A 19,108-nucleotide genomic window follows, 5' to 3' on the forward strand; every position below is an offset into this window, starting at 1 on the left:
GAGCGCGTCATTTGCCGCTTCCGCGAAGGCGCTGCCAACCGCGTGCACCTCGCGGTGGCGCACGATGCGTCTGCGGCCTGGGCGGCGGGAGCCAGACCGGCGAGACAACGAGCATCCAGCGAGTGGCGACGGCGGGACGGCGGGAGGGCGGGACGGCGGGACGGCGGGACGGCGGGACGGCACGCAGGGAGCGCCGCCGCGGGCCAAAGACCAGCGCAAAAGGCATTGGACCGTCGCGCCAACAGCATTTCCCTGGCAAAGCTGCGGTGTGAAGCCGCGGGATGGCGGCGCGGTGCCGGCTCAGAAATAGGGGCGCAGCACCTTCGCCGCTTCGGCCGGCGGACGCTTGAGATCGAAGGGGGCGACGAAATTGCCGTCCTTGTCCATGAGATAGACGATGGCGGTATGGTTCATCGTGTAATCGCCATTCTGTCCCGGCACCTTCTGCGCATAGGCGCGATAGGCCTTGATCGTCGCCGCCACCTGCTCGGGCGTCCCGGTGAGCGCCTGAATGCTCGGATGGAAGCTGCCAATATAGGATTTCATCACCTCCGGCGTGTCGCGCTCGGGATCCACCGTGATGAACAAGCCCTGCACCTTGCGGGCATCCTCGCCGAGATATTCGAACAGCTGCGACATTTCGAACAGCGTGGTCGGGCAGATGTCCGGGCAATGGGTGAAGCCGAAGAACACCAGTGTCGGCGCGCCCTTGAAGCTCTCCTGATTGACCGTCTGGCCGTCCTGGTCGACGAGCGTGAAGGGTCCGCCGACGCTCGCCTGGGTGGCGACCGGCCTGGTGGACGGCAACAGCGCGAACACCGACACGGCGACGACCGCCGCACCGACGAGGAAGGCGGAGAGGAGAAGAAGCAGGCGGCGACGGGCGGGCATGCGCGGTCCACATCAAAGCCGGAGCGAGCCACATATGGCCGCCGATCGGCGCGAGCCAGGGCAACCCTATGGGCTGCCGATCCGAAGACGCCGGACAGCCGCGGTCAACGGCCGCTCCGGCGTCAGAAGCAATAGGCGATACCGCCGGCAATCAGGTCGAAGAAAACGGCCGAACCGTGGCGGGCCCACAGGCCGATCGACGCAGCCAGCAGCGCCAGCCCGAGCACCCCCGTCCCGACGCGAAGGACGAACGAAAACGTTGCGCCATGCCGCACCGGACCCGGCGTGGCTGTTGGAAATTTCTCTCTCATTGCCGCGGCTCCCGCCGGAACTTTGCGCTCCAGCCAGCATTCTACCTCATTATCCATGATGCCATTTCGTCACGAGAGGTATTATTCAACAGTCTTTTCCGTATCCATCGGCTATTGACTATAGGCCCGCTACCGTCATCGATGACACTGAGGATTGCGAGGGGGACCGCATCTCATGGCCAAGGCTGGCGTTTCCGACGAACCGGGGTTGCACGGTCGCGCAATCACGGCGCGGCGTCCGTCACGGGGCGGGGATGTGGATGTCCACGCGGCTCTCGACTTTCTGAGCGACGGCTTTGCGCTGTTCGACGCCGATGACCGCCTCGTCGTCCATAATGCCCGCTTCGTCGAGCTGTTCCCTTTCCTCTCGGTGCTCGGCGATCTCGAAGGTTTGAACTTCTTCGCCCTCGCCTCGGTGCCGTGTGGCGAATGGAGCCGGGTGAGCGATCCCGACGCCTATGTCGTCGAGCGCATGCGCCGCCATCACCTCGCCGATGGCGAGCCCTTCGACATCCCGCTGGAGACCGGCGGCTGGGCGCGGGTGCGCGAGCGCCGCACCCCCACAGGCGGCATCGTCTCCACCTGGACCGACATCAGCGAGCTGAAGGAAGTGGAGCAGAAGCTGCGCGACGCCATCAACGGCATCGGCGAAGGCTTCGTGCTGCTCGCCCCCGACGGGCGGATCATCCTCACCAATGCCAGCATGGGCCGGCTGTTCGCCTCGGCAGGGATCGCGCTGAAGGCCGGCGAACGCTTCAAGGACGCCATCGAGGCGGCGCAGCAGGCCGGGCTATTCGCTCCCGGCACCACCGACGACTTGCTGGCGCTGCTCGCCGGCCGCGCCGGCCCCGATGCCGAGCCCCGGGTCGAGATCGCGCTCGGTAACGGGGTCTGGCTGCTGGCCGGACACCGGCGCATGGAGGATGGCTGCCTCGTCGCCATCTGGACCGACGTCACCGCGCAGAAGCGCCGCGAGCAGGAGCTCATCGACGCGCGTTCGCAGGTGGAGGAGCAGGCGGCGGCGCTCACCGAATTCGCGCGGCTGGTGTCGCGGCAGGCCCGCAGCGACGCGCTGACCGGGCTACCCAACCGCTTCGCGCTGGAAGAGCGCATCGACCAGTTGCTGGCCGAGGAGAAGGACCAGCCGGAGATCTGGCTCGGCTTCATCGACATCGATCACTTCAAGACCGTCAACGACCTCGTCGGCCACGCCGCCGGCGACCGACTGCTGATCGACTTCGCGCTGTTCCTGCGCAGCCAGCTGCGCACCGACGACGTGATCGCCCGCATCGGCGGCGACAGCTTCGCGGTGCTGCTGGTCGGGGTCGACGAGACCGAGGCGCAGCGCATCTTCACCCGCCTCGCCGGCGCCACCCGCAGCAATCCCTTCCTGATCAACGGACACAACTTCGCGCTCAACCTGAGCATCGGCCTTGCCCGGACCGGCGGCCCGACCTCCTCGGCAAGTTCGCTGCTGGTGTGCGCCGATACTGCCTGCTGCGTGGCGAAGGAATCCGGCCGCGACCGGGTACAGCTCTATGATGCCGGCGACCCCAAGGTCACCGACACCCATGAGCGGGTGAACTGGGCCGAGCGCATCCGCAGCGCGCTCGAACTCGACCGGCTCATCCTTGAGCTGCAGGCGATCGTCAACGTCGCCGGCGAGCCGGTCGGCTACGAGGCGCTGATCCGCCTCGGCGACGATGACGGCGGGGTGCACGGCCCGGCGCATTTCCTGCCTGCCGCCCGCCGGCTCGGTCTGATGCGGCGGATCGACAGCTGGGTGTGCCGACGCGCCGTCTCCTACGCCGCCCGGCTGGTGCGGCGCGGCGTGGCGCGCTACATCTCCGTCAATATCGGCGCGCCCACCCTGGCCGACACCGGCTTCCAGAAGGAGTTCGTCCAGCTCCTCGACCTGCACCCCGGCTGCGAGCCGGCGCTGCGGATCGAGATCACCGAAACCGAGGCCATCCACAGCCTCAACGAGATCACCCCCTTGCTTTCGCAGCTGCGCCGGCGCGGCGTCAGGGTCTATCTCGACGATTTCGGCAATGGCTACAATTCCTTTGACACGCTGAAGCAGCTGCCCGTCGACGGCATCAAGATCGACTGGCGGGTGACGCGCGACCTGCTCGACGACCCGATCGACGAGGCCTTGATGAAGGCGGCGATCTCCATCGCCTATTCGCTCGACCTCGAACTGGTCGCCGAGGGCGTGGAGACCGATGCCCAGCTGAACAAGCTGCGCCAGCTCGGCGTCACCAAGTATCAGGGATTCTACTTCCACCGCCCGCAGACCGCGGAAGCGGCGCTGGGCTGACATCGGCGCCGTCATAGCCGGGCGGTGTCGAGGCGCGGCCACGCTTCGTCCGTTCACCGCGCAGCACCGACGCGCCTCAGTCGGCGGTGTCGAGCAGCACCGCCTCGCTGAGGTCGAAGGCTAGCCCCAGCGACGCACCGACCGGGGCGCTGGCCACGATCTCGGCGCCGGTCACCCGCGTCTCGACCAGGCCGATGCCCTCCACCACCACGCGGGTGATGGTGTGCGAGCCCTGATAGATGTGCGCCTCCACCTTGCCGGTGACGACGTTCGGCCCGGCCTCGCCGGCCAGTACCGGCCGCACATGCTCGGGCCGCAGGAAGGCGCGCACCTGCCGGCCCGGCGCGAAGCCGGTGGCGGGCGCGGTGGGGAAGACGAGCGGGCCGACGCCGGGCAGCACCAGCGAGGCGGTGCCGTCCTTCAGCTCGCAGCGCCCCGGCGGCAGGGCGTTGATCTCACCGATGAAGGAGGCGACGAAGCCGTTGGCCGGCTGGCGGTACAGCTCGATCGGCGCCGCCACCTGCTGCACCGCGCCCTTGTTCATCACCACGATACGGTCGGAAAGCGACAGCGCCTCGCCCTGATCATGGGTGACGAAGATGGTGGTCAGCCCGGTCTTGCGGTGCAGCTCGGAAAGCTCGACCTGCATCTGCGCACGCAGGTTCTTGTCGAGCGCCGAGAGCGGCTCGTCGAGCAGCAGCACTTTCGGCCGGATGACGATGGCACGGGCCAGCGCCACGCGCTGCTGCTGGCCGCCGGAGAGCTGGCGCACCCGGCGGGCCTCGAAGCCTTCCAGCTTCATCATGGCGATGGCGCGGGCGACCTCCTTCTCCACCTGGGCGGCGGGAAGCTTGCGCATCCTCAGGCCGAAGGCGATGTTGTCGTGGACGTTCATATGCGGAAACAGCGCATAGGACTGGAACACCATGCCGATATCGCGCCGGTAGGGCTCCAGATCGGTGATGTCGGCGCCGTCCACGACGATCTTGCCGGCGGTGGGGGTGACGAAACCGGCGATCATGCCGAGCAGGGTCGACTTGCCGCAGCCCGAGGGGCCGAGCAGGGTGACGAACTCGCCATTGCGAATCGTGAGCGACACGTCGGCGACGCCGACCGCCGAGCCGAAGTCCTTGCGCACCCGCACGATGTCGACGGCGCTGCCGGCCTCCTTCGACGGATGGATGATGGCGGTCTCGGTCATGGTCTCAGGCATCTCCGGCAAGGTCAGTTCACGGCGTTCAATGCGTGTCGATGGCAAGGACACGGCGCAGTCCGATGGTGCGGTCGGCCACCAGCATGATGAGCGTGGTGGCGATGATGAGCAGCGCGGAGATCGCCGACACGGTGGGATCGGCATATTCGCGGATGTAGTTGTACATGGCGACCGGCAGTGTCTGGGTGCGCGAGCCGGTGACATAGAGCGAGGCGGTGAACTCGGTGAGCGAGAGCACCGCGGCGATCAGCCAGCCGCCCGCCATGCCGGGCACCACCAGCGGCAGGGTGATCCGCGTCAGCACCTGGAAGGGCGAAGCGCCGAGATTGGCGGCGGCGCGGGCCAGCGCCGGATCGATATTGGCGAGGCTGACATGCACCGCGCGGGTCACGAACGGCATGACCAGCACCATGTGGGCCAGCACGATCATCACATAGCCCTGCTGCACACCGAAGGCGCCGCCGAGCAGCAGGAAGCCGAAGCCGAGGGTGAAGTGCGGGATGATCAGCGGCGACCACAGCACGCCTTCAAGCAGGCCGCGGCCGCGGAAATCATAGTGATGGATCAGCCAGGCAAAGGCGGAGCCGACGATCAGGGCCAGCGTCGAGGCGCAGGCCGTGACGATCAGCCCGTTCTTGAAGGCGATGCGGAAATCCGGATAGGTCACCGCCTTGACGTACCAGTCGAAGGACACGCCCTGCGGCGGGAAGGCCAGGATCTCGGTGGGATTCACCGAGGTCATCAGCACCACGATGGTCGGCAGCGTCATATAGGTCAGCAGCGCGACCACTAGGCTCCAGAAAGCGACAGTGCCGATCTTTTGCGATCGCATGGGCGTGGCTCCTCAGTTGACCGCGAGGCGCCGCTCGATGCGGCCGGTGATGGTCTTCATCAACGCGAGGCTGCCGAGGGCACAGACGAGGGCGATCAGGCTCAGCGTCGCGGCAAAGGGCAGGTTGAGCACCGAGAAGCCCTGGAGATAGGCGAGATTGGAAATCATCAGGATCTTGCCGCCGCCGATGAGCTGCGGGGTGGAGAAGGCGCTCATGGTCCAGGCGAACACCACGACGATGCCCGACAGGATGCCCGGCAGGGTCAGCGGCAGGGTGACCCGCCAGAACACCGCCGAGGGCGAGGCGCCGAGATTGGCGGCGGCGCGCTCGCAATCGCGGTCGACATGGGCGATGGCGGTGGCGAGCAGGATGATCATCACCGGCATGGAGAACTGCACCAGCGCCACCACCACGCCGAAGCGGGTGTACATGAGCTGGATCGGCATATCGATGAGGCCGAGCTTGCGTAACATCGAGTTGATGAAGCCGTCGGTGCCCAGCGTGAGCATCCAGGAGAAGGTGCGCACGATCTCGCCGGTGAACAGCGGGGTGATGGAGAGCGAGACCAGCGCCGAGCGCACCCAATCCTTCTTCGCCCGAACCAGCGCATAGGCGACCGGATAGGAGGCCAGCAGCGAGAAGACGGCGGTGAGCAGGCTAATGAAGAAGGTGTCGGCCAGCACCCACCAATAGATCGGACGGTTGATCCGCGCGAAATTCTCCAGTGTCAGCCCGCCGACATTGAGCGAGCCGGGGACGAACTCGCGCACGCTGTATTGCAGCACCTCGAAGATGGCGGCGGCCAGGATCACCGCGGTCAGCACCGCCGGCGCCAGAAAGGTGATGAAGAAGGGGCGCTTCTGGATCATCGGTTCTCGGGTCTCAGGACAGAGGTCCGGCCGGCGACACGGGGCCGCCGGCCGGAAAGCGGGCGCAGAGGCGGATCAGTGCATCATGTTCTCGGTGAACCACGCCTTCCACTGCGGCAGCAGGGTGGCATAGGTCTTGTCGTCGAGCACGATGGCACCCTTCTCGATCTCTTCCTGGCTGGTGAAGATACCCGGCAGCTTGGCGACTTCCGGATCCAGCTTGGCTTCACCGCTCATCGGCGAGCACTTGTGGAAGTTGCACAGCTTGGCCAGCATTTCCGGCTCGAGCGCGATGTTGAGGAACTGCTCGGCGAGCGCCTTCTTCTTGGAGTTGGCGTTGATGCCCCACACGTCGGTGCCGGCGACCGCGCCTTCCTTCGGCACGTCGATCTCGACCGGGATACCCAGCTTCTGGATGTGGTAGCCGTTGATGTTGAGCAGTACCTGCACCGGGGTCTCGCCGGTGCGGATCAGGTTCTGGCTGGTGGCGTCCGACTGGTAGAAGGCCTTGATGCTCTTCTTCAGCTCGAGCAGCTTCGGCTTCACCTTGTCCCACTCCTCCGGCTTCACGCCGGCGAGCTTGGTGGCGGCGATGATGACGTGGCTGGGGTCGAAGTCCGGCAGGCCGAGCTTGCCGGCAACCTCGGCGCCCCACAGGGTTTCCCAGCTGTCGATCTTGAAGTCCTTCGGCATCAGGTCGGTGCGGAAGGCGGGGGTGTAGACATAAACGTAGTCGGCGACGGTGTAATCCGAGCGCTTCGCCATCGGGTAGAGCTTGGCGGCGTTCGGGATCTTCGACCAGTCCAGCTTCTCCATCAGCCCGTCGGAATGATAGAGATAGCCGACATGGGCGGTGGTGTTGATGAGGTCCGACTCGGGGTTGTCGCGGGCGACCTTGGCCTTGGCCAGGCGGTCCAGCGTGCCGCCGGTGATGTATTCCACCTCGACGCCGGTGCGCTTGGTGAATTCCTTGCCGACGATGGCGACGCCTTCCTTCCAGTTGCCGCCCCAGGTGCTGATCACCAGCTTTTCCTGGGCCGAGGCGACGGTCGCCGAGGCCATGACGGCAAATGTGCCGGCAACGACGGCACCAAGTGCGAATGCAAACTTCTTCATAGTTCCACCTCTCTTCATTGGGCGGCTTGAGCCACCGGTTTTTCCGGTCGCGGCATCGTTGGTCGCGGACCTTCGTGCACGCGGCCTAGTAGCCGCGGGCGGGATCGATTTCGTGCAGCGGCGGCCGGCCGGCGCGCACGCGACGGATGCTCTCGGCGACGTCGCGGGCGGCGAGCGCCGGCACGGTGATGCTGGCCATGTGCGGCGTGATGAACACGTTGTCGAGCGCCCAGAACGGGTGCCCGGGCGGCAGCGGCTCGACGTTGAAGACGTCGAGCGTCGCCTCGGCGATGGCGCCGGAGGTAAGCGCGGCGATCAACGCCACCTCGTCGACCACCGGCCCGCGCGAAGCATTGATGAACTTGGCGCCCTTCGGCATCAGCGCCAGTTCGGCGGCGCCGAGCAGGCCGTGCGATTGCCGGGTGAGCGGGATGAGGCTGACCAGGATCTCACTCTCGGACAGGATGGTCTCCAGCCCCTCGCGCCCGGTGAGCGAGCGCACGCCGGGGATGGCCTTGCTCGAACGCGACCAGCCGGACACGGCATAGCCCATCTGCGCCAGCATGGCCGCCGCCGGGGCGCCGAGCTCGCCGAGGCCGAGCACGCCGACCTTGATGTCGGCGAGCGGGCGCGGATGCACGTATTCCCATTCGCCGCGGCGCTTGGCGCGCTCGAAGACGTGCATGTCGCGGGCGTAGCGGGTGACGGCGAAGACGACATAGCTCGTCATCATCGCCACCATGCCGGGATCGTTGAGGCGGGAGAAATGCACCGGCACGAGGTCGTCGCGATTGACCAGCCGATCGACGCCGGCGCCGAGATTGGTCACCAGCTTGAGATTCGGAAACCGGGAGAAGAACCCGTCGGGCGGGGTCCAGGCGAGGACGTAGTGCACCTCGGACGGATCGCCAACCTCGGGATCTAAGCGAAAATCGAGATCCGGCAACTCGTTGGCGAGCGCCTGGCGCCATTCCTCGGCGCTATCGACAGAGCTGTAGAAAACCAGCGCATCGCGTCCCATCACAGAGCGTCCCAATCTGTTGCCTCGACCATGAGGCGCGCAGGGTCGGCGAAGCACTGCATCGGGGGCAACTCCTATCGGCATTTTTCCTGACAGGAAATGTTGCGGCTGCGAGCTAAATAGAAAAATACTTTTTATTGTTACCCAAGATTGGAAAATTAAATCTAGCCGTCGTAACGGCGCGTCGGCGACAAAAAGGCGACGATCGCCTCGCCATCGCGCTGTGAAGAGGCCCGCAGCGTCGATTCCTCGCGCGAGATCAGCGTCTCGCCCGGCCGGACGATCACCGAGCCGACACGGTCGCCGACCTGCCAGGTGCCGGTGACGGCATGAAGCACGACCAGGCCGCCATCCGGCACCGCCAGCAACGGCTCATTGCCCCCCACCACCGGCATCACCTGCGCATTCCAGCGCCCGCGCCGTGTCATCACGTTGAGCACCTGCGCCGGGCCCTCCGGCAACACCGAGCGCGGCTGCAGCACGCTGTCGAAATAAAGCGGTTCGAGGCGCTTCAGTTCGCGTATTTCGCCGCCGAAGACCAGCCCGAGCGGGGTGGCGCTGAGGCGGGTGATGTGGCGATCAATGCCGGGGAAAGAAGAGAATGCTCCCTCGGTGACGATGGGCGCCAAGCTGAGGCGGATGTCGAAATTCTCCTGAGTCGCGCCGTCGGGGAACAGGAACACGTCGCTGGTGACGCCGCCGCCGTTCTTCCACGGCGTGACGACATAGTCGGACATGGTCAGGACTTTCAGCGACATAATGCACTCCCGCGCCGCCGGACCGGCCGGCAACGCACCCCTCGGCCAAAGAGGCGGGAGACTAGCGAGCGTCGTCGCCCCCCGGCAATCGGAAGAAGTAGGCGACGTGACAACAGTTTGCCGATGGATTGCATAGGGCGCGGTTATGGAGCCCATGCCGATGTCGCGCCCTCTCCCATAGGGAGAGCCGGCCGAAAGGACGGGTACCGGGGACGCTGCCGCTATTCGCAGTCGCCCCCTACCGTATCGTCACCCGCGGCGACAGGGTGCCGGGGGCGAAGACGCCGCTGGCGGAGAACGATTCCTTCAAATGCCGGGCGAACACCTCCACCGCCGGGCGCGGCGCCTGACGTCGCAGCCGCAGACTGACCAGATGCACCGGCTCCAACCGCTCCACCAGCGGCACCGCCGCCACCCGGCAGCCATCATGCGTGGTCTGGGTGCGCGGCATCACGTTCTGGATGGTGTAGCCGCGCCCGTGGCCGACCAGGCCGCGGGTAAGCTCGTAGGCCTTGGAACGGAAGGCGATCTTCGGCTCGATGCCGACCGAGCGAAACAGGCCGAGGAAATAGTCGCGCGAATGCGGCAGATCGAGCAGGATGAAGGGCTCGTCCTTGAGGTCGACGAGCCGGACATTGTCGCGCTGGGCGAGCGGGTGATCGGGATGCAGCACCACATAGGGCGGCAGTTCCGCCAGCGGCTCGGCCACCACCTCCTCCGGCACCGCGAATTCATAGGAGAAGGCCAGCTCGGTGCGGCCGGAGATGATGGCGTCGAGAATCTGCGCCTGGTCGCCCTCGTCGAGGCTGACCGAGATGCCGGGATGGTTCTCGGCGAAATCCGAGAGCAGGCTCGGCATGAAGTGGGTGGCGAGCGTCCAGAAGCAGCCGACGGTGATCTCGCCGCGCACCTCGTCCGCCATCGCCCGGGCGTTCTGGCCGAAATCGCGGGCGTGATTGAGCAGCAGCCGCGCCTCGTTGATGATGCGGGTGCCGGCAATGGTGGTGGTGACGCCCTTGGCATGATGGCGCACGAAGATCTGCACGCCGCATTCGGCCTCGAACTGGGCCACCGCCGCGGAAATCGAGGGCTGCGAAACGTTCAGGAACTTCGCCGCCTCGGTCAGATTGCCAAAATCGGCGGTCGCCACGACGTAGCGCAGGGCCCGGAGCGAGACATTCATGAATTCACTCGCATCGACATTTCCGCATCGGTTTTTTTGATCCCAAAAAATGAATGATAATATTTTACCGATCTATCGTCGCGACGCAATATTTCCTCACAGGAATAAGGATGGAATCATGATCCGTACCGGCGACCAGTATCGTGAGGGACTTCAGGACGGCCGTGAGGTCTGGATGGACGGCGAGCGGGTGAAGGACGTCACCCAGCACCCGGCCTTCAAGCCGATCGTCGACGTTCGGGCCCGCATGTACGACATGGCCCATGAGGCGAAGTACCAGGACCGCCTGACCTACGTCGAAGACAACAAGCGCAACACCATCTTCTACAAGCCGCCGCGCGAGACCAAGGACTGGACCGACAAGGTCGAGGCCGTCGACGCGGTGATGCAGGACATTGGCGGCGTGGTCACCCGCGTCGGCGACGAGACCATCGGCGAAGTGTGGTCGCTGATCGACGGGCGCGACGTGCTGGCCGAGTTCGACCCGCGCTTCGCCGACAATGTCGACAGGCACGTGCAGAACATCTTCGACAACGACATCTTCCACATCTCGGCCAACACCGATCCGAAGGGCGACCGCTCGCTGCCGCCGCAGGAGCAGGACCCCGACATGATGGTGCATGTGGTCAAGGAGACCGATGCCGGCATCGTCATCCGCGGCGCCAAATACGAGACCGCCGCCGCCTATGCCGACCAGGCCTTCCTGAAGCCGACCGTCGGCGCCTGGACCAACGAGACGCTGTCCGACTACGCGGTCGGCGGCATCATCGACATGGGCGCGCCGGGGGTGAAGCAGATCTGCCGCTCCTCCTTCGCCGGCCGCAACAACCCGAAGGACTATCCGCTCGCCAACCGCTTCGACGAGGTCGAATCGCTGGTGATCTTCGACAACGTGCTGATCCCCTGGGAGAACGTGTTCTTCTACCGGCACACCAAGGCGGCGCAGTACATCCGCGCCACCCTGCACCGCTATTCGGCCTTCCCCTATGTGCACCGCCTGCTCTATGTCGCCGACATGATGATCGGCGCGGCGATGTTCAACGCCAAGCAGACCGGCCTCGACAAGCTGCAGTCGGTGCGCGAGAAGCTGGCCGACCTCGTGGTCTATCGCGAGGGCATCAACGCCCATCTTACCGCCTCGATCGCCCTGGCGGAGAAGAGCCCCGGCGGGCTGCTGATGCCCAACCAGTCGATGCTCTATGCCGGTCGCGTCCATGCCTGCAGCGGCCTGCCGGCGATGATGCACATCGCCCGCGAGCTCTGCGGCGGCCAGATCTGCGTCACTCCGAATGCGGCGGCGTTCGAATCCGACGGCTCCGGCCCGTGGCTGCAGAAGTTCTACTCGTTGAACAAGCAGTGGGAGAGCGAGGACCGGCGCAAGCTGCTGGCGTTTGCCCGCGACCTGCTCAATTCCGACTATGCCGGCCACCGGCTGACCTTCGTGCAGTTCGCGCAGGCGCCGCACTTCAACCACCTGAACGCCGTGTACAACAGCTTCGACTTCTCCGGCCCGCTCGACTTCGTGCGCAAGGCGGCCGGCCTGTCGGACAAGGTGATGGGAACCGGAAAATGAGTGAAACGGGACACGGGCAAGGCTCCGGCATCGATGCCGCCCTCTTCCGTCAGGCCATGGGGCGCACCGCCTCGGGCGTGACGGTGGTGACGACTGACGGCGATGCCGGACGTGGCGGCGTCACCGTGTCCTCGCTCTGCTCGCTGTCGATGGAGCCACCCTCGGTGCTGTTCTGCCTGCACAAGGGCAGCCGGATCCTCTCGACGCTGATGAGCAACGGCGTGTTCGCCGCCAACATCCTCGCGCATGACCAGCACCGGGTGGCCGACAGCTTCGCCGGCCTGATCCCCGAGCTGCGCGAGGACCGCTTCGCGGTCGCGGACTGGGATGCGCTGCATACCGGCGCCCCGGTGCTGCGCGATGCGCTGTGCCGCTTCGACTGCAAGATCGCCAGCGTGTTCGAGTTCGGCACTCACCACATCATCGCCGGCGAGGTGGTGGCGCTGGAAAGCTTCGAGACCAAGCCGCTGGTCTATTCCAACCGCGCCTATCACAAGCTCGAGGTCGCGTAGGGCATGGCGGCAGGGGCGTTGCGTACCGGGACGGAGACTTCGAGCGTCGAGCCCTCCGCCGGGCTTCTGCGGCTTCTGACCGATCTGATCGGGTTCCAGTCGGTCAGCGCCGTCTCCAACCTGCCGGTCATCGACTACATCGCCGCCTATCTTGCCCAGCATGGCATCGACAGCCGGCGGATCCCCAATGCCGCCGGCGACAAGGCCTCGCTGCTCGCCACCATCGGCCCGGCGGATCGGCCCGGCCTCGCGCTCTCCGCCCATACCGATGTCGTCCCGGTGGAAGGGCAGGACTGGTCGAGCCCGCCCTTTACCGCAACCATTCGCGACGGCCGGCTCTATGGGCGCGGCTCAAGCGACATGAAGGGCTTCCTCGCCACCGTGCTGGCGGCGGTGCCGGACTTCGTGCGCCACGCCACCGCCCGGCCGGTGCATCTGTGCTTTTCCTATGACGAGGAGATCGGCTGCGCCGGCGCGCCGGATCTCGTCGCCGCCACCGCTACGCTGCCCGTACCGCCGGCGTTGTGCCTGGTGGGCGAGCCGAGCTCGCTCAAGGTGGCGCGGGCGCATAAGGGCAAGTTTGCCAACCGCCTCGTGATCACCGGCAAGGGCGGGCATTCCGCCCTGCCCCATCGCGCCGCCAATGCGGTGGCCGCCGCCGCAAAGATCGTCGTCGGGCTGGAAGCGATCGGCGCGTCGCTCACCGCGATCACCGACGCCGCCTTCGAGCCGCCCTACACGACGGTGCATGTCGGCTCGCTGCGTGGCGGCGGGGCGCTGAACCTCGTACCGGACCGCGCGGTGCTGGAATATGAGGTGCGCACCATTCCCGGCGCCGATGCCGCCGGCATCCGGGCGCGGATCGATGCGCTGGTCGCCGAGGTCCGCGCGGGGCTGAAGGCGCAGGCGGCGGAGGCCGACATCACCGTCGAGCCGATCAGCGCCTATCCCGGCCTCGACACGCCGGCCGGCCTGCCCGCCGCCGCCAAGCTCGCACGGCTCACCGACTGCAACGAGGCACCGATCACCCTCGCCTACGGCACCGAGGCCGGGCTCTATGACGAGGCCGGCATTGCGACGCTGGTGTGCGGGCCGGGCGACATCGCCCGCGCGCACAAGGCCGATGAATGGATCGGCCTCGACGAACTCGCCAGCGCCGAGCGCCTGATGCGCCGCCTCGCGCTGACGCTCAGTGACGCCCCTACCGACCCGCTTTTCTGACCCCCCGTCCTTCTATTCTCCAACGAGGCCCTTCCCATGGTCGTGCACACCCGCATCCGCCCGTTCAATACCAAGGAAACCTATCCCGAGCAGAAGCTGAACAACGACCTCAGCCAGGGCGTGGTGGCCAAGGGCACCATGGTGTTCCTGCGTGGCCAGGTGGCGCAGGATCTCGACACGCGCGAGAGCCTCTATGTCGGCGATGCCGGCAAGCAGACCGAAAAGGCGATGCAGAACATCAAGATGCTGCTGGAGGAAGCCGGCAGCGACATGAGCCATATCTGCCGCATCGTCGTCTATGTCACCGACATCCGCTATCGCGAGGCGGTCTATCTGGAGATGGGCAAGTGGCTGGCCGGCGTGTTCCCCTGCTCCACCGGCCTCGTGGTGCCGGCGCTGGCGCGGCCGGAATGGGTGGTCGAGATCGAAGTGACCGCCGTCATCCCTGACGCCGCCTGAGCGGGAGACGCCAAGTGACCTTCTCGATCTCCGCCCGCTGCGCCCGCACCGGGCGCTTCGGCATCGCGGTCTCCTCTTCCTCGCCGGCGGTGGCGGCGCGCTGCGCTCATGCCCGCGCCGGCGTCGGCGTGGTGGCGACCCAGAACATCACCGACCCGACGCTCGGCCCCAAGGGGCTGGACCTGATGGCGCAGGGGCTTTCCGCCGACGAGGTGATGGCGCGCTTCAAGGAAGAGGCACCGCATTTCGACTACCGGCAGGTGGTAGTGCTGGACAAGACCGGCCATTCCGCCGGCCATTCCGGCGTGAAGACGCTCGGCACCCACACTATCGCCCATGCACCGGACGTGGCGGCGGCAGGCAATCTGCTGTCGTCCAAGGCGGTGCCGCAGGCGATGGTCGACAGCTTCCTGTCGATGCCCGACGCCGATCTCGGCGACCGGCTGGTGGCGGCGATGCAGGCGGCGGTGGCGGCCGGCGGCGAGGAAGGCCCGGTGCATTCGGTCGGCCTGCTGATCGTCGACAAGGTGGCATGGCCGGTGGCCGATCTGCGCATCGACTGGTCGGAAGGCGACGTCATGGCCGAGTTCGCGGCGCTGTGGCAGCTGTGGAAGCCGCAGCTGGAGGCCTATGTCACCCGCGCGCTCGATCCTTCCACCGCGCCGTCCTACGGCGTGCCGGGCGACGAATGACGCGCGATGAGTGAGGTTGCCATGTCCATCACCCGCCCTGCCCTCAAGCTGACACATGAGGGAGCGCTGAAGGCGCTAACTGGCGCGCTCGCCAAGGCCACCGAGCTCGGCGTGCCGCAGAACATCACCATCGTCGACGACGGCGGCAACCTGCTCGCCTATGTCCGCATGGACGGCGCCAAGCTGCTCTCCCGCGAGACCTCGATGTCCAAGGCAGTGACCGCCGCCTCGCATCGCCAGCCTTCCTCGCGGCTGAACCCGAAGGACGAGGTGAAGCTGTCGCTCGCCGCCGGCCAGCGGCTGACCAATCTCGAAGGCGGGCTGCCGATCATCATCGACGGCCAGTGTCTTGGTGCCATCGGCGTCGGCTCCGGCAAGGGCGCCGAGGATGTGGAAGTGGCACGGGCCGGACTCGCGGCCATCGGTGCGGAGGACCAGATCCCGTGAAGCTCATCTATGCCCCGACCTCGCCCTATGTCCGCAAGGTGATGGCCGTCGCGCTCGAAGTCGGCCTCGCCGGCAGGCTCGAGATCGAGTTCAACCCGGCGAGCCCGCTGCAGCGCGACCCGGCGCTGGTCGATTTCAATCCGCTCGGCAAGATCCCGGCGCTGATCCTCGACGATGGCAGCGTGCTGTTCGACAGCCCGGTGATCTGCGAGTACCTCGCCGCCACCGCCGGCGACACGACGCTGTTCCCCGCGAGCGGACCGGCGCGATGGGCGGCGCTGACGCAGCAGGCGCTCGGCGACGGCCTGCTCGACGCCGCCATCGCCAACCGCTACGAGACCGTGCCGCGCCCCGTCGAACTGCGCTGGCCGGACTGGACGCGGGCGCAGCTCGCCAAGATCGCCGGTGCGCTCGACCGCATCGAGGCACTGGCGCCGGAACTGCGCGGGGATGCGCAGCCGACCATCGGCTCCATTGCCCTCGCCTGCGCGCTCGGCTACCTCGACTTCCGCTATGCCGATCTCGGCTGGCGCGAGGGACGGCCGCAGGCGGCCGCCTGGTTCGCCGCCTTCGACGAACGGCCGGCCATGGTGGCGACCCGCCCACGCGAGCATGTCGCCTGAGCCTTTCCGCGCAAGCGGCCGGTCCAGCTTGCCTCATCGAAACAGCCGCGCGGGCACTCTGCCCGCGCCTTTCCCTTTCCCAGCGGAGCCTGCTCGTGACCGCCCTGCGCATCGACGTCGTCAACGGACCCAACGCCAATCTCTACGGGCTCGACCCGAGCGGCCCCTATGGCAGCCTGACGCTGGCCGATATCGGCGCGCGCTGCGAGGCGAAGGCGGCCGGCTTCGGCGCCACGCTGCGCTTTCGCCAATCGAACCACGAAGGCGTGCTGATCGACTGGATCCAGGCGGCGCGCACTGAGGCGGACGGCGTGATCATCAACGCCGCCAGCCTGTCCTATGGCTCGATCGGCCTGCTCGACGCGCTGTCGGCGCTGGGCAAGCCGGCGTTCCAGGTGCATGTGAGCAACGTGTTCAAGCGGGAAAAGCTGCGGCATTTCTCGCCGCTCTCCGCCGCCGTGACCGGCTGCATCATCGGCGCCGGACCGATGGGCTACGAACTCGCCATCGAGGCACTGGTGGCGCAGCTTCGCGGTGAGGTGTGACAGCTGAATCTTCCGAGGGGTCGCCGCCCACGCGAGAGAGAAATGCCTCGGCCGCTCGTCCCTCCCCGTCAGACGACAGGAGGAGTACCCATGAGTGGCAATCAGCTGGAAAGGGAAGGCTGGAGCGGGCGAAGGGAATCGAACCCTCGTATGCAGCTTGGGAAGCTGCCGTTCTACCATTGAACTACGCCCGCGCTCGAGCCGGCGCACATTAGGGGGGCGGCGCGCACCGTTCAAGGGGATTGCGCCATCCTTTTCAGGTCACGCACAGGGTCTGTGCGCCGCTCTGCCGACCGCCGGGACGCCGTCGACGTCGGAGAGCGAGGAAATGATCATTCCGCCGAGGCTGCGGCCCGGCCACGAGACTTCCGGAACTTCCCTGAGCACGTCGCTCGATGCCGACCGGACACCCATTCGCCGATTCCTGAACGCACCGTCATCGAAAGCCCTCTGCGAGGCCGGCGGGCCTTCAGCTAATGCCGCGCAGCCGCTGGCTGCGACGGCGCAGCATCTCCGCCGTGAGCAGCAGCCCAACCGCGAGCACGATCAGCAGCGTCGCCGCGGCGAGGATGGTCGGGCTGATGTTCTCGCGGATACCGTCGAACATCTGTCGCGGCAGGGTGCGTTGCAGCGGTCCGGTGAGGAACAGCGCCACCACCACCTCGTCGAAGGAGGTCACGAAGGCGAACAGGGCGCCGGAAATGACGCCGGGCGCGATGATCGGCAGGGTCACGCGGCGGAACACCGTCAGTGGCGGGGCCCCGAGACTGGCGGCCGCGCGGGCGAAATTGGCATCGAAGCCGGTCAGCGTGGCGCTCACCGTGATCAGCACGAACGGCGCCCCAAGCGCGGCATGGGCCAAGCCGAGGCCGAGCAGAGAACTCGACAGGCCGAGCGGCGCATAGAAGAAATAGCTGCCCAGTGCCACGATCACGATCGGCACGATCATCGGCGAGATCAGCACGCCCATGAGCAGCGCCTTGCCGCGAAACTCGTTGCGATGCAGCCCGACCGCCGCCAGCGTGCCGAGCCCCACCGCAATGACGGTCGCGATGACACCGACGATGAGGCTGTTGAGGATGGCCCGCCCCCAGACCGGGCTGGTCAGCAGCGCCTCATACCAGCGCAGCGAGAAGCCGGGGATCGGCAGGCTGAGGAAGCTGGCCGAGGAGAAGGAGATCGGCACGATCACCAGCAGCGGCAGGACGAGGAAGGCGATCACCAGGATGCTCACGCTCCACAGGAGGATGCCGCGGATTCGCGCTCCCATCGGCATCACCCGAGCTTCACGCCGTCGGTGCCGACGACGCGCGTGTAGATGAAATAGAGGGCGATGGTAATCACCAGCAGCACCGCCCCGAGCGCCGCCGCCAGCCCCCAATTCAGCGTCTGCAGCGTGAGGAAGGCGATCAGCGCGCTGACCATCTGGTCATTGGCACCGCCGATCAGCAGCGGCGTGATGTAGTAGCCGATTGCCAGGATGAAGACGAGCAGGCAGCCCGCCGTGACCCCGGGCAGCGACAGCGGGAAATAGACCCGCCGGAACGCGGTGAAGAACGGCGCGCCGAGCGAGGTCGCCGCGCGCATGTAGTTGGACGGAATGCCCTTCATCACCGAATAGATCGGCAGCACCATGAAGGGCAGCAGCACATGCGTCATGGCGATGATCACGCCCGGCCGGTTGAATGCCAGTTCCAGCGGCTGGTCGATGAGCCCCAGCCATTGCAGGGCCTGGTTGAGCGGGCCCTCGCGCTGGAGGATCACCAGCCAGCTCGCCGTCCGCACCAGAAGCGAGGTCCAGAACGGCAGCAGCACCAGGATCATCAGCAGATTGGCCGTCGATTCCGGCAAGGTGGCCAGCCGATAGGCGAGCGGATAGGCCAGCACCAGGCAGAGCAACGTAACGATGGCGCTGATCTCGAGCGTACGCAGCAGCGACGTCACATAGACCGCCCGGCTCGCATCGGTCGCCTGTATGTGGTCGTTGTCGTCGCGCCGATGATCCAGCGCGGCGAGAAGATAGCCCTCGGTCAGGCGGGGAGACGCACGCCCCATCGCCGCCCATATCGCCACCTCGCCCCATTGCGGGTTCAGCCCGACGAGCGTGTCCCGCCAACTCCCGACGGGCGCGTCGGGCAGACGGCGGGCCGTCGCCATCAGCAGCGACCGATAGCCGGCATTCTCGAAGTTCAGCCGCGTGGCGAGCTCGGGCAAGGTGCGGTTCTGCGAAGCGGTGCGCAACTCCCCGGCGAAGGCGGCGAAAACCGCCTCGTCGGGAACGCCGCGCGGCTCGCTGCTGCGCCACGCCTGCAGCAGCGCCGACGTCTCCGGCATGATGTCCGGCATCGGGCCGTTCTGCACGCTCTTGACCAGCATGCCGGCGATGGGCAGCACGAAGAAGACCAGCGTGAACAGGATGAGCGGCAAGGCAAGGCCGAGCCCGCGCAGCGTGCGCGCGCGCTCGGCCCGCCGCAGCGAGGCACGCAGATCCCCGGTCTCGCCCGCCGCCATCATGTCCATC

General features: G+C 66.7%; 20 protein-coding genes and 1 tRNA gene. 9 read left to right on the forward strand and 12 right to left on the reverse strand.

Going from position 1 to position 19,108, the window contains the following annotated elements:
* Window positions 1-300: 300 nt before the first annotated feature.
* Both KHC24_RS19025 and KHC24_RS19030 read right to left on the reverse strand, forming a co-directional pair.
* On the reverse strand, window positions 301-891 hold the full coding sequence (locus KHC24_RS19025) for an SCO family protein (RefSeq protein WP_213364875.1): 591 nt from the start codon (window positions 889-891) through the stop codon (window positions 301-303).
* Window positions 892-1,013: 122 nt separating this feature from the next.
* Window positions 1,014-1,259 (reverse strand): hypothetical protein, encoded by a 246-nt coding sequence (locus tag KHC24_RS19030; RefSeq protein WP_213365230.1) that lies wholly within the window; start codon window positions 1,257-1,259, stop codon window positions 1,014-1,016.
* A 199-nt stretch (window positions 1,260-1,458) separates the two neighbouring features.
* Between KHC24_RS19030 and KHC24_RS19035 the strand changes: the two genes are divergently transcribed.
* Window positions 1,459-3,522 carry a putative bifunctional diguanylate cyclase/phosphodiesterase gene (locus tag KHC24_RS19035; RefSeq protein WP_213364876.1) on the forward strand — a complete coding sequence of 688 codons (2,064 nt, stop codon included), beginning with the start codon at window positions 1,459-1,461 and terminating at the stop codon, window positions 3,520-3,522.
* Window positions 3,523-3,598: 76 nt separating this feature from the next.
* Here the strand turns inward: KHC24_RS19035 and KHC24_RS19040 are convergent, their stop codons facing one another.
* The 7 genes from KHC24_RS19040 to KHC24_RS19070 form a co-directional block, all read right to left on the reverse strand.
* Complete coding sequence (locus KHC24_RS19040; protein ID WP_246547151.1) at window positions 3,599-4,723, reverse strand: ABC transporter ATP-binding protein; 1,125 nt, start codon at window positions 4,721-4,723, stop codon at window positions 3,599-3,601.
* A gap of 37 nt (window positions 4,724-4,760) precedes the next feature.
* Complete coding sequence (locus KHC24_RS19045) at window positions 4,761-5,567, reverse strand: ABC transporter permease (protein WP_213364877.1); 807 nt, start codon at window positions 5,565-5,567, stop codon at window positions 4,761-4,763.
* Window positions 5,568-5,579: 12 nt separating this feature from the next.
* The gene (locus KHC24_RS19050) at window positions 5,580-6,437 is read right to left on the reverse strand and encodes an ABC transporter permease (RefSeq protein ID WP_213364878.1); all 858 of its coding nucleotides are present in this window, start codon (window positions 6,435-6,437) and stop codon (window positions 5,580-5,582) included.
* 75 nt (window positions 6,438-6,512) lie between these two features.
* Complete coding sequence (locus tag KHC24_RS19055; protein WP_213364879.1) at window positions 6,513-7,553, reverse strand: ABC transporter substrate-binding protein; 1,041 nt, start codon at window positions 7,551-7,553, stop codon at window positions 6,513-6,515.
* A gap of 85 nt (window positions 7,554-7,638) precedes the next feature.
* The gene (locus KHC24_RS19060) at window positions 7,639-8,574 is read right to left on the reverse strand and encodes a 2-hydroxyacid dehydrogenase (protein WP_213364880.1); all 936 of its coding nucleotides are present in this window, start codon (window positions 8,572-8,574) and stop codon (window positions 7,639-7,641) included.
* Between the two features lie 164 nt (window positions 8,575-8,738).
* Complete coding sequence (locus KHC24_RS19065) at window positions 8,739-9,332, reverse strand: HutD/Ves family protein (RefSeq protein WP_246547153.1); 594 nt, start codon at window positions 9,330-9,332, stop codon at window positions 8,739-8,741.
* A gap of 238 nt (window positions 9,333-9,570) precedes the next feature.
* Window positions 9,571-10,515: a LysR family transcriptional regulator gene (locus KHC24_RS19070; RefSeq protein ID WP_213364881.1), complete on the reverse strand. Its 945-nt coding sequence runs from the start codon at window positions 10,513-10,515 to the stop codon at window positions 9,571-9,573.
* A gap of 118 nt (window positions 10,516-10,633) precedes the next feature.
* Here KHC24_RS19070 and KHC24_RS19075 point away from each other — a divergent pair, with 118 nt between their 5' ends.
* The 8 genes from KHC24_RS19075 to KHC24_RS19110 all read left to right on the forward strand — a co-directional run bounded on the left by KHC24_RS19075 (window position 10,634) and on the right by KHC24_RS19110 (window position 16,587).
* Window positions 10,634-12,088, forward strand: coding sequence for a 4-hydroxyphenylacetate 3-hydroxylase family protein (locus tag KHC24_RS19075; RefSeq protein ID WP_213364882.1), 1,455 nt, complete (start codon window positions 10,634-10,636; stop codon window positions 12,086-12,088).
* A complete protein-coding gene (locus KHC24_RS19080; RefSeq protein ID WP_213364883.1) occupies window positions 12,085-12,600 on the forward strand; it encodes a flavin reductase family protein in 516 nt (171 codons plus the stop codon). The genes KHC24_RS19075 and KHC24_RS19080 overlap by 4 nt, the downstream gene beginning before the upstream one ends.
* Before the next feature lie 18 nt (window positions 12,601-12,618).
* Window positions 12,619-13,821 carry an acetylornithine deacetylase gene (gene argE, locus KHC24_RS19085; RefSeq protein ID WP_213364884.1) on the forward strand — a complete coding sequence of 401 codons (1,203 nt, stop codon included), beginning with the start codon at window positions 12,619-12,621 and terminating at the stop codon, window positions 13,819-13,821.
* Window positions 13,822-13,857: 36 nt separating this feature from the next.
* The gene (locus tag KHC24_RS19090; protein WP_213364885.1) at window positions 13,858-14,280 is read left to right on the forward strand and encodes a RidA family protein; all 423 of its coding nucleotides are present in this window, start codon (window positions 13,858-13,860) and stop codon (window positions 14,278-14,280) included.
* Between the two features lie 14 nt (window positions 14,281-14,294).
* Window positions 14,295-14,972: a DUF1028 domain-containing protein gene (locus KHC24_RS19095; RefSeq protein ID WP_213364886.1), complete on the forward strand. Its 678-nt coding sequence runs from the start codon at window positions 14,295-14,297 to the stop codon at window positions 14,970-14,972.
* A 21-nt stretch (window positions 14,973-14,993) separates the two neighbouring features.
* Window positions 14,994-15,419: a GlcG/HbpS family heme-binding protein gene (locus tag KHC24_RS19100; protein WP_213364887.1), complete on the forward strand. Its 426-nt coding sequence runs from the start codon at window positions 14,994-14,996 to the stop codon at window positions 15,417-15,419.
* Window positions 15,416-16,042 carry a glutathione S-transferase gene (locus tag KHC24_RS19105; RefSeq protein ID WP_213364888.1) on the forward strand — a complete coding sequence of 209 codons (627 nt, stop codon included), beginning with the start codon at window positions 15,416-15,418 and terminating at the stop codon, window positions 16,040-16,042. The genes KHC24_RS19100 and KHC24_RS19105 overlap by 4 nt, the downstream gene beginning before the upstream one ends.
* Before the next feature lie 95 nt (window positions 16,043-16,137).
* The gene (locus KHC24_RS19110) at window positions 16,138-16,587 is read left to right on the forward strand and encodes a type II 3-dehydroquinate dehydratase (RefSeq protein WP_271180613.1); all 450 of its coding nucleotides are present in this window, start codon (window positions 16,138-16,140) and stop codon (window positions 16,585-16,587) included.
* 120 nt (window positions 16,588-16,707) lie between these two features.
* On the opposite strand, the gene KHC24_RS19115 is transcribed toward KHC24_RS19110, so the two are convergent.
* From KHC24_RS19115 to KHC24_RS19125, 3 genes are all read right to left on the reverse strand, one after another.
* Window positions 16,708-16,781: transfer RNA gene (locus tag KHC24_RS19115), tRNA-Gly, on the reverse strand.
* A gap of 275 nt (window positions 16,782-17,056) precedes the next feature.
* Window positions 17,057-17,857: an ABC transporter permease gene (locus KHC24_RS19120; RefSeq protein ID WP_246547155.1), complete on the reverse strand. Its 801-nt coding sequence runs from the start codon at window positions 17,855-17,857 to the stop codon at window positions 17,057-17,059.
* Between the two features lie 5 nt (window positions 17,858-17,862).
* Entirely contained in the window at window positions 17,863-19,107 is a 1,245-nt protein-coding gene (locus KHC24_RS19125) for an ABC transporter permease (RefSeq protein WP_213365201.1), read from the reverse strand.
* Window position 19,108 lies beyond the last annotated feature (1 nt).

It is taken from the genome of Ancylobacter defluvii (assembly GCF_018390605.1).
Classification (GTDB): domain Bacteria; phylum Pseudomonadota; class Alphaproteobacteria; order Rhizobiales; family Xanthobacteraceae; genus Ancylobacter; species Ancylobacter defluvii.

Excerpts from the sequence above, each read along its gene's own strand:
- KHC24_RS19070 (WP_213364881.1), bottom strand. The coding sequence starts at position 10,515 with ATGAATGTCTCGCTCCGGGCCCTGCGCTACGTCGTGGCGACCGCCGAT.
- KHC24_RS19045 (WP_213364877.1), bottom strand. The coding sequence starts at position 5,567 with ATGCGATCGCAAAAGATCGGCACTGTCGCTTTCTGGAGCCTAGTGGTC.
- KHC24_RS19065 (WP_246547153.1), bottom strand. The coding sequence starts at position 9,332 with ATGTCGCTGAAAGTCCTGACCATGTCCGACTATGTCGTCACGCCGTGG.
- KHC24_RS19030 (WP_213365230.1), bottom strand. The coding sequence starts at position 1,259 with ATGGATAATGAGGTAGAATGCTGGCTGGAGCGCAAAGTTCCGGCGGGA.
- KHC24_RS19075 (WP_213364882.1), top strand. The coding sequence starts at position 10,634 with ATGATCCGTACCGGCGACCAGTATCGTGAGGGACTTCAGGACGGCCGT.
- KHC24_RS19125 (WP_213365201.1), bottom strand. The coding sequence starts at position 19,107 with ATGGACATGATGGCGGCGGGCGAGACCGGGGATCTGCGTGCCTCGCTG.
- KHC24_RS19100 (WP_213364887.1), top strand. The coding sequence starts at position 14,994 with ATGTCCATCACCCGCCCTGCCCTCAAGCTGACACATGAGGGAGCGCTG.
- KHC24_RS19090 (WP_213364885.1), top strand. The coding sequence starts at position 13,858 with ATGGTCGTGCACACCCGCATCCGCCCGTTCAATACCAAGGAAACCTAT.
- KHC24_RS19040 (WP_246547151.1), bottom strand. The coding sequence starts at position 4,723 with ATGACCGAGACCGCCATCATCCATCCGTCGAAGGAGGCCGGCAGCGCC.
- KHC24_RS19060 (WP_213364880.1), bottom strand. The coding sequence starts at position 8,574 with ATGGGACGCGATGCGCTGGTTTTCTACAGCTCTGTCGATAGCGCCGAG.
- KHC24_RS19080 (WP_213364883.1), top strand. The coding sequence starts at position 12,085 with ATGAGTGAAACGGGACACGGGCAAGGCTCCGGCATCGATGCCGCCCTC.
- KHC24_RS19050 (WP_213364878.1), bottom strand. The coding sequence starts at position 6,437 with ATGATCCAGAAGCGCCCCTTCTTCATCACCTTTCTGGCGCCGGCGGTG.
- KHC24_RS19120 (WP_246547155.1), bottom strand. The coding sequence starts at position 17,857 with ATGGGAGCGCGAATCCGCGGCATCCTCCTGTGGAGCGTGAGCATCCTG.
- KHC24_RS19055 (WP_213364879.1), bottom strand. The coding sequence starts at position 7,553 with ATGAAGAAGTTTGCATTCGCACTTGGTGCCGTCGTTGCCGGCACATTT.
- KHC24_RS19025 (WP_213364875.1), bottom strand. The coding sequence starts at position 891 with ATGCCCGCCCGTCGCCGCCTGCTTCTTCTCCTCTCCGCCTTCCTCGTC.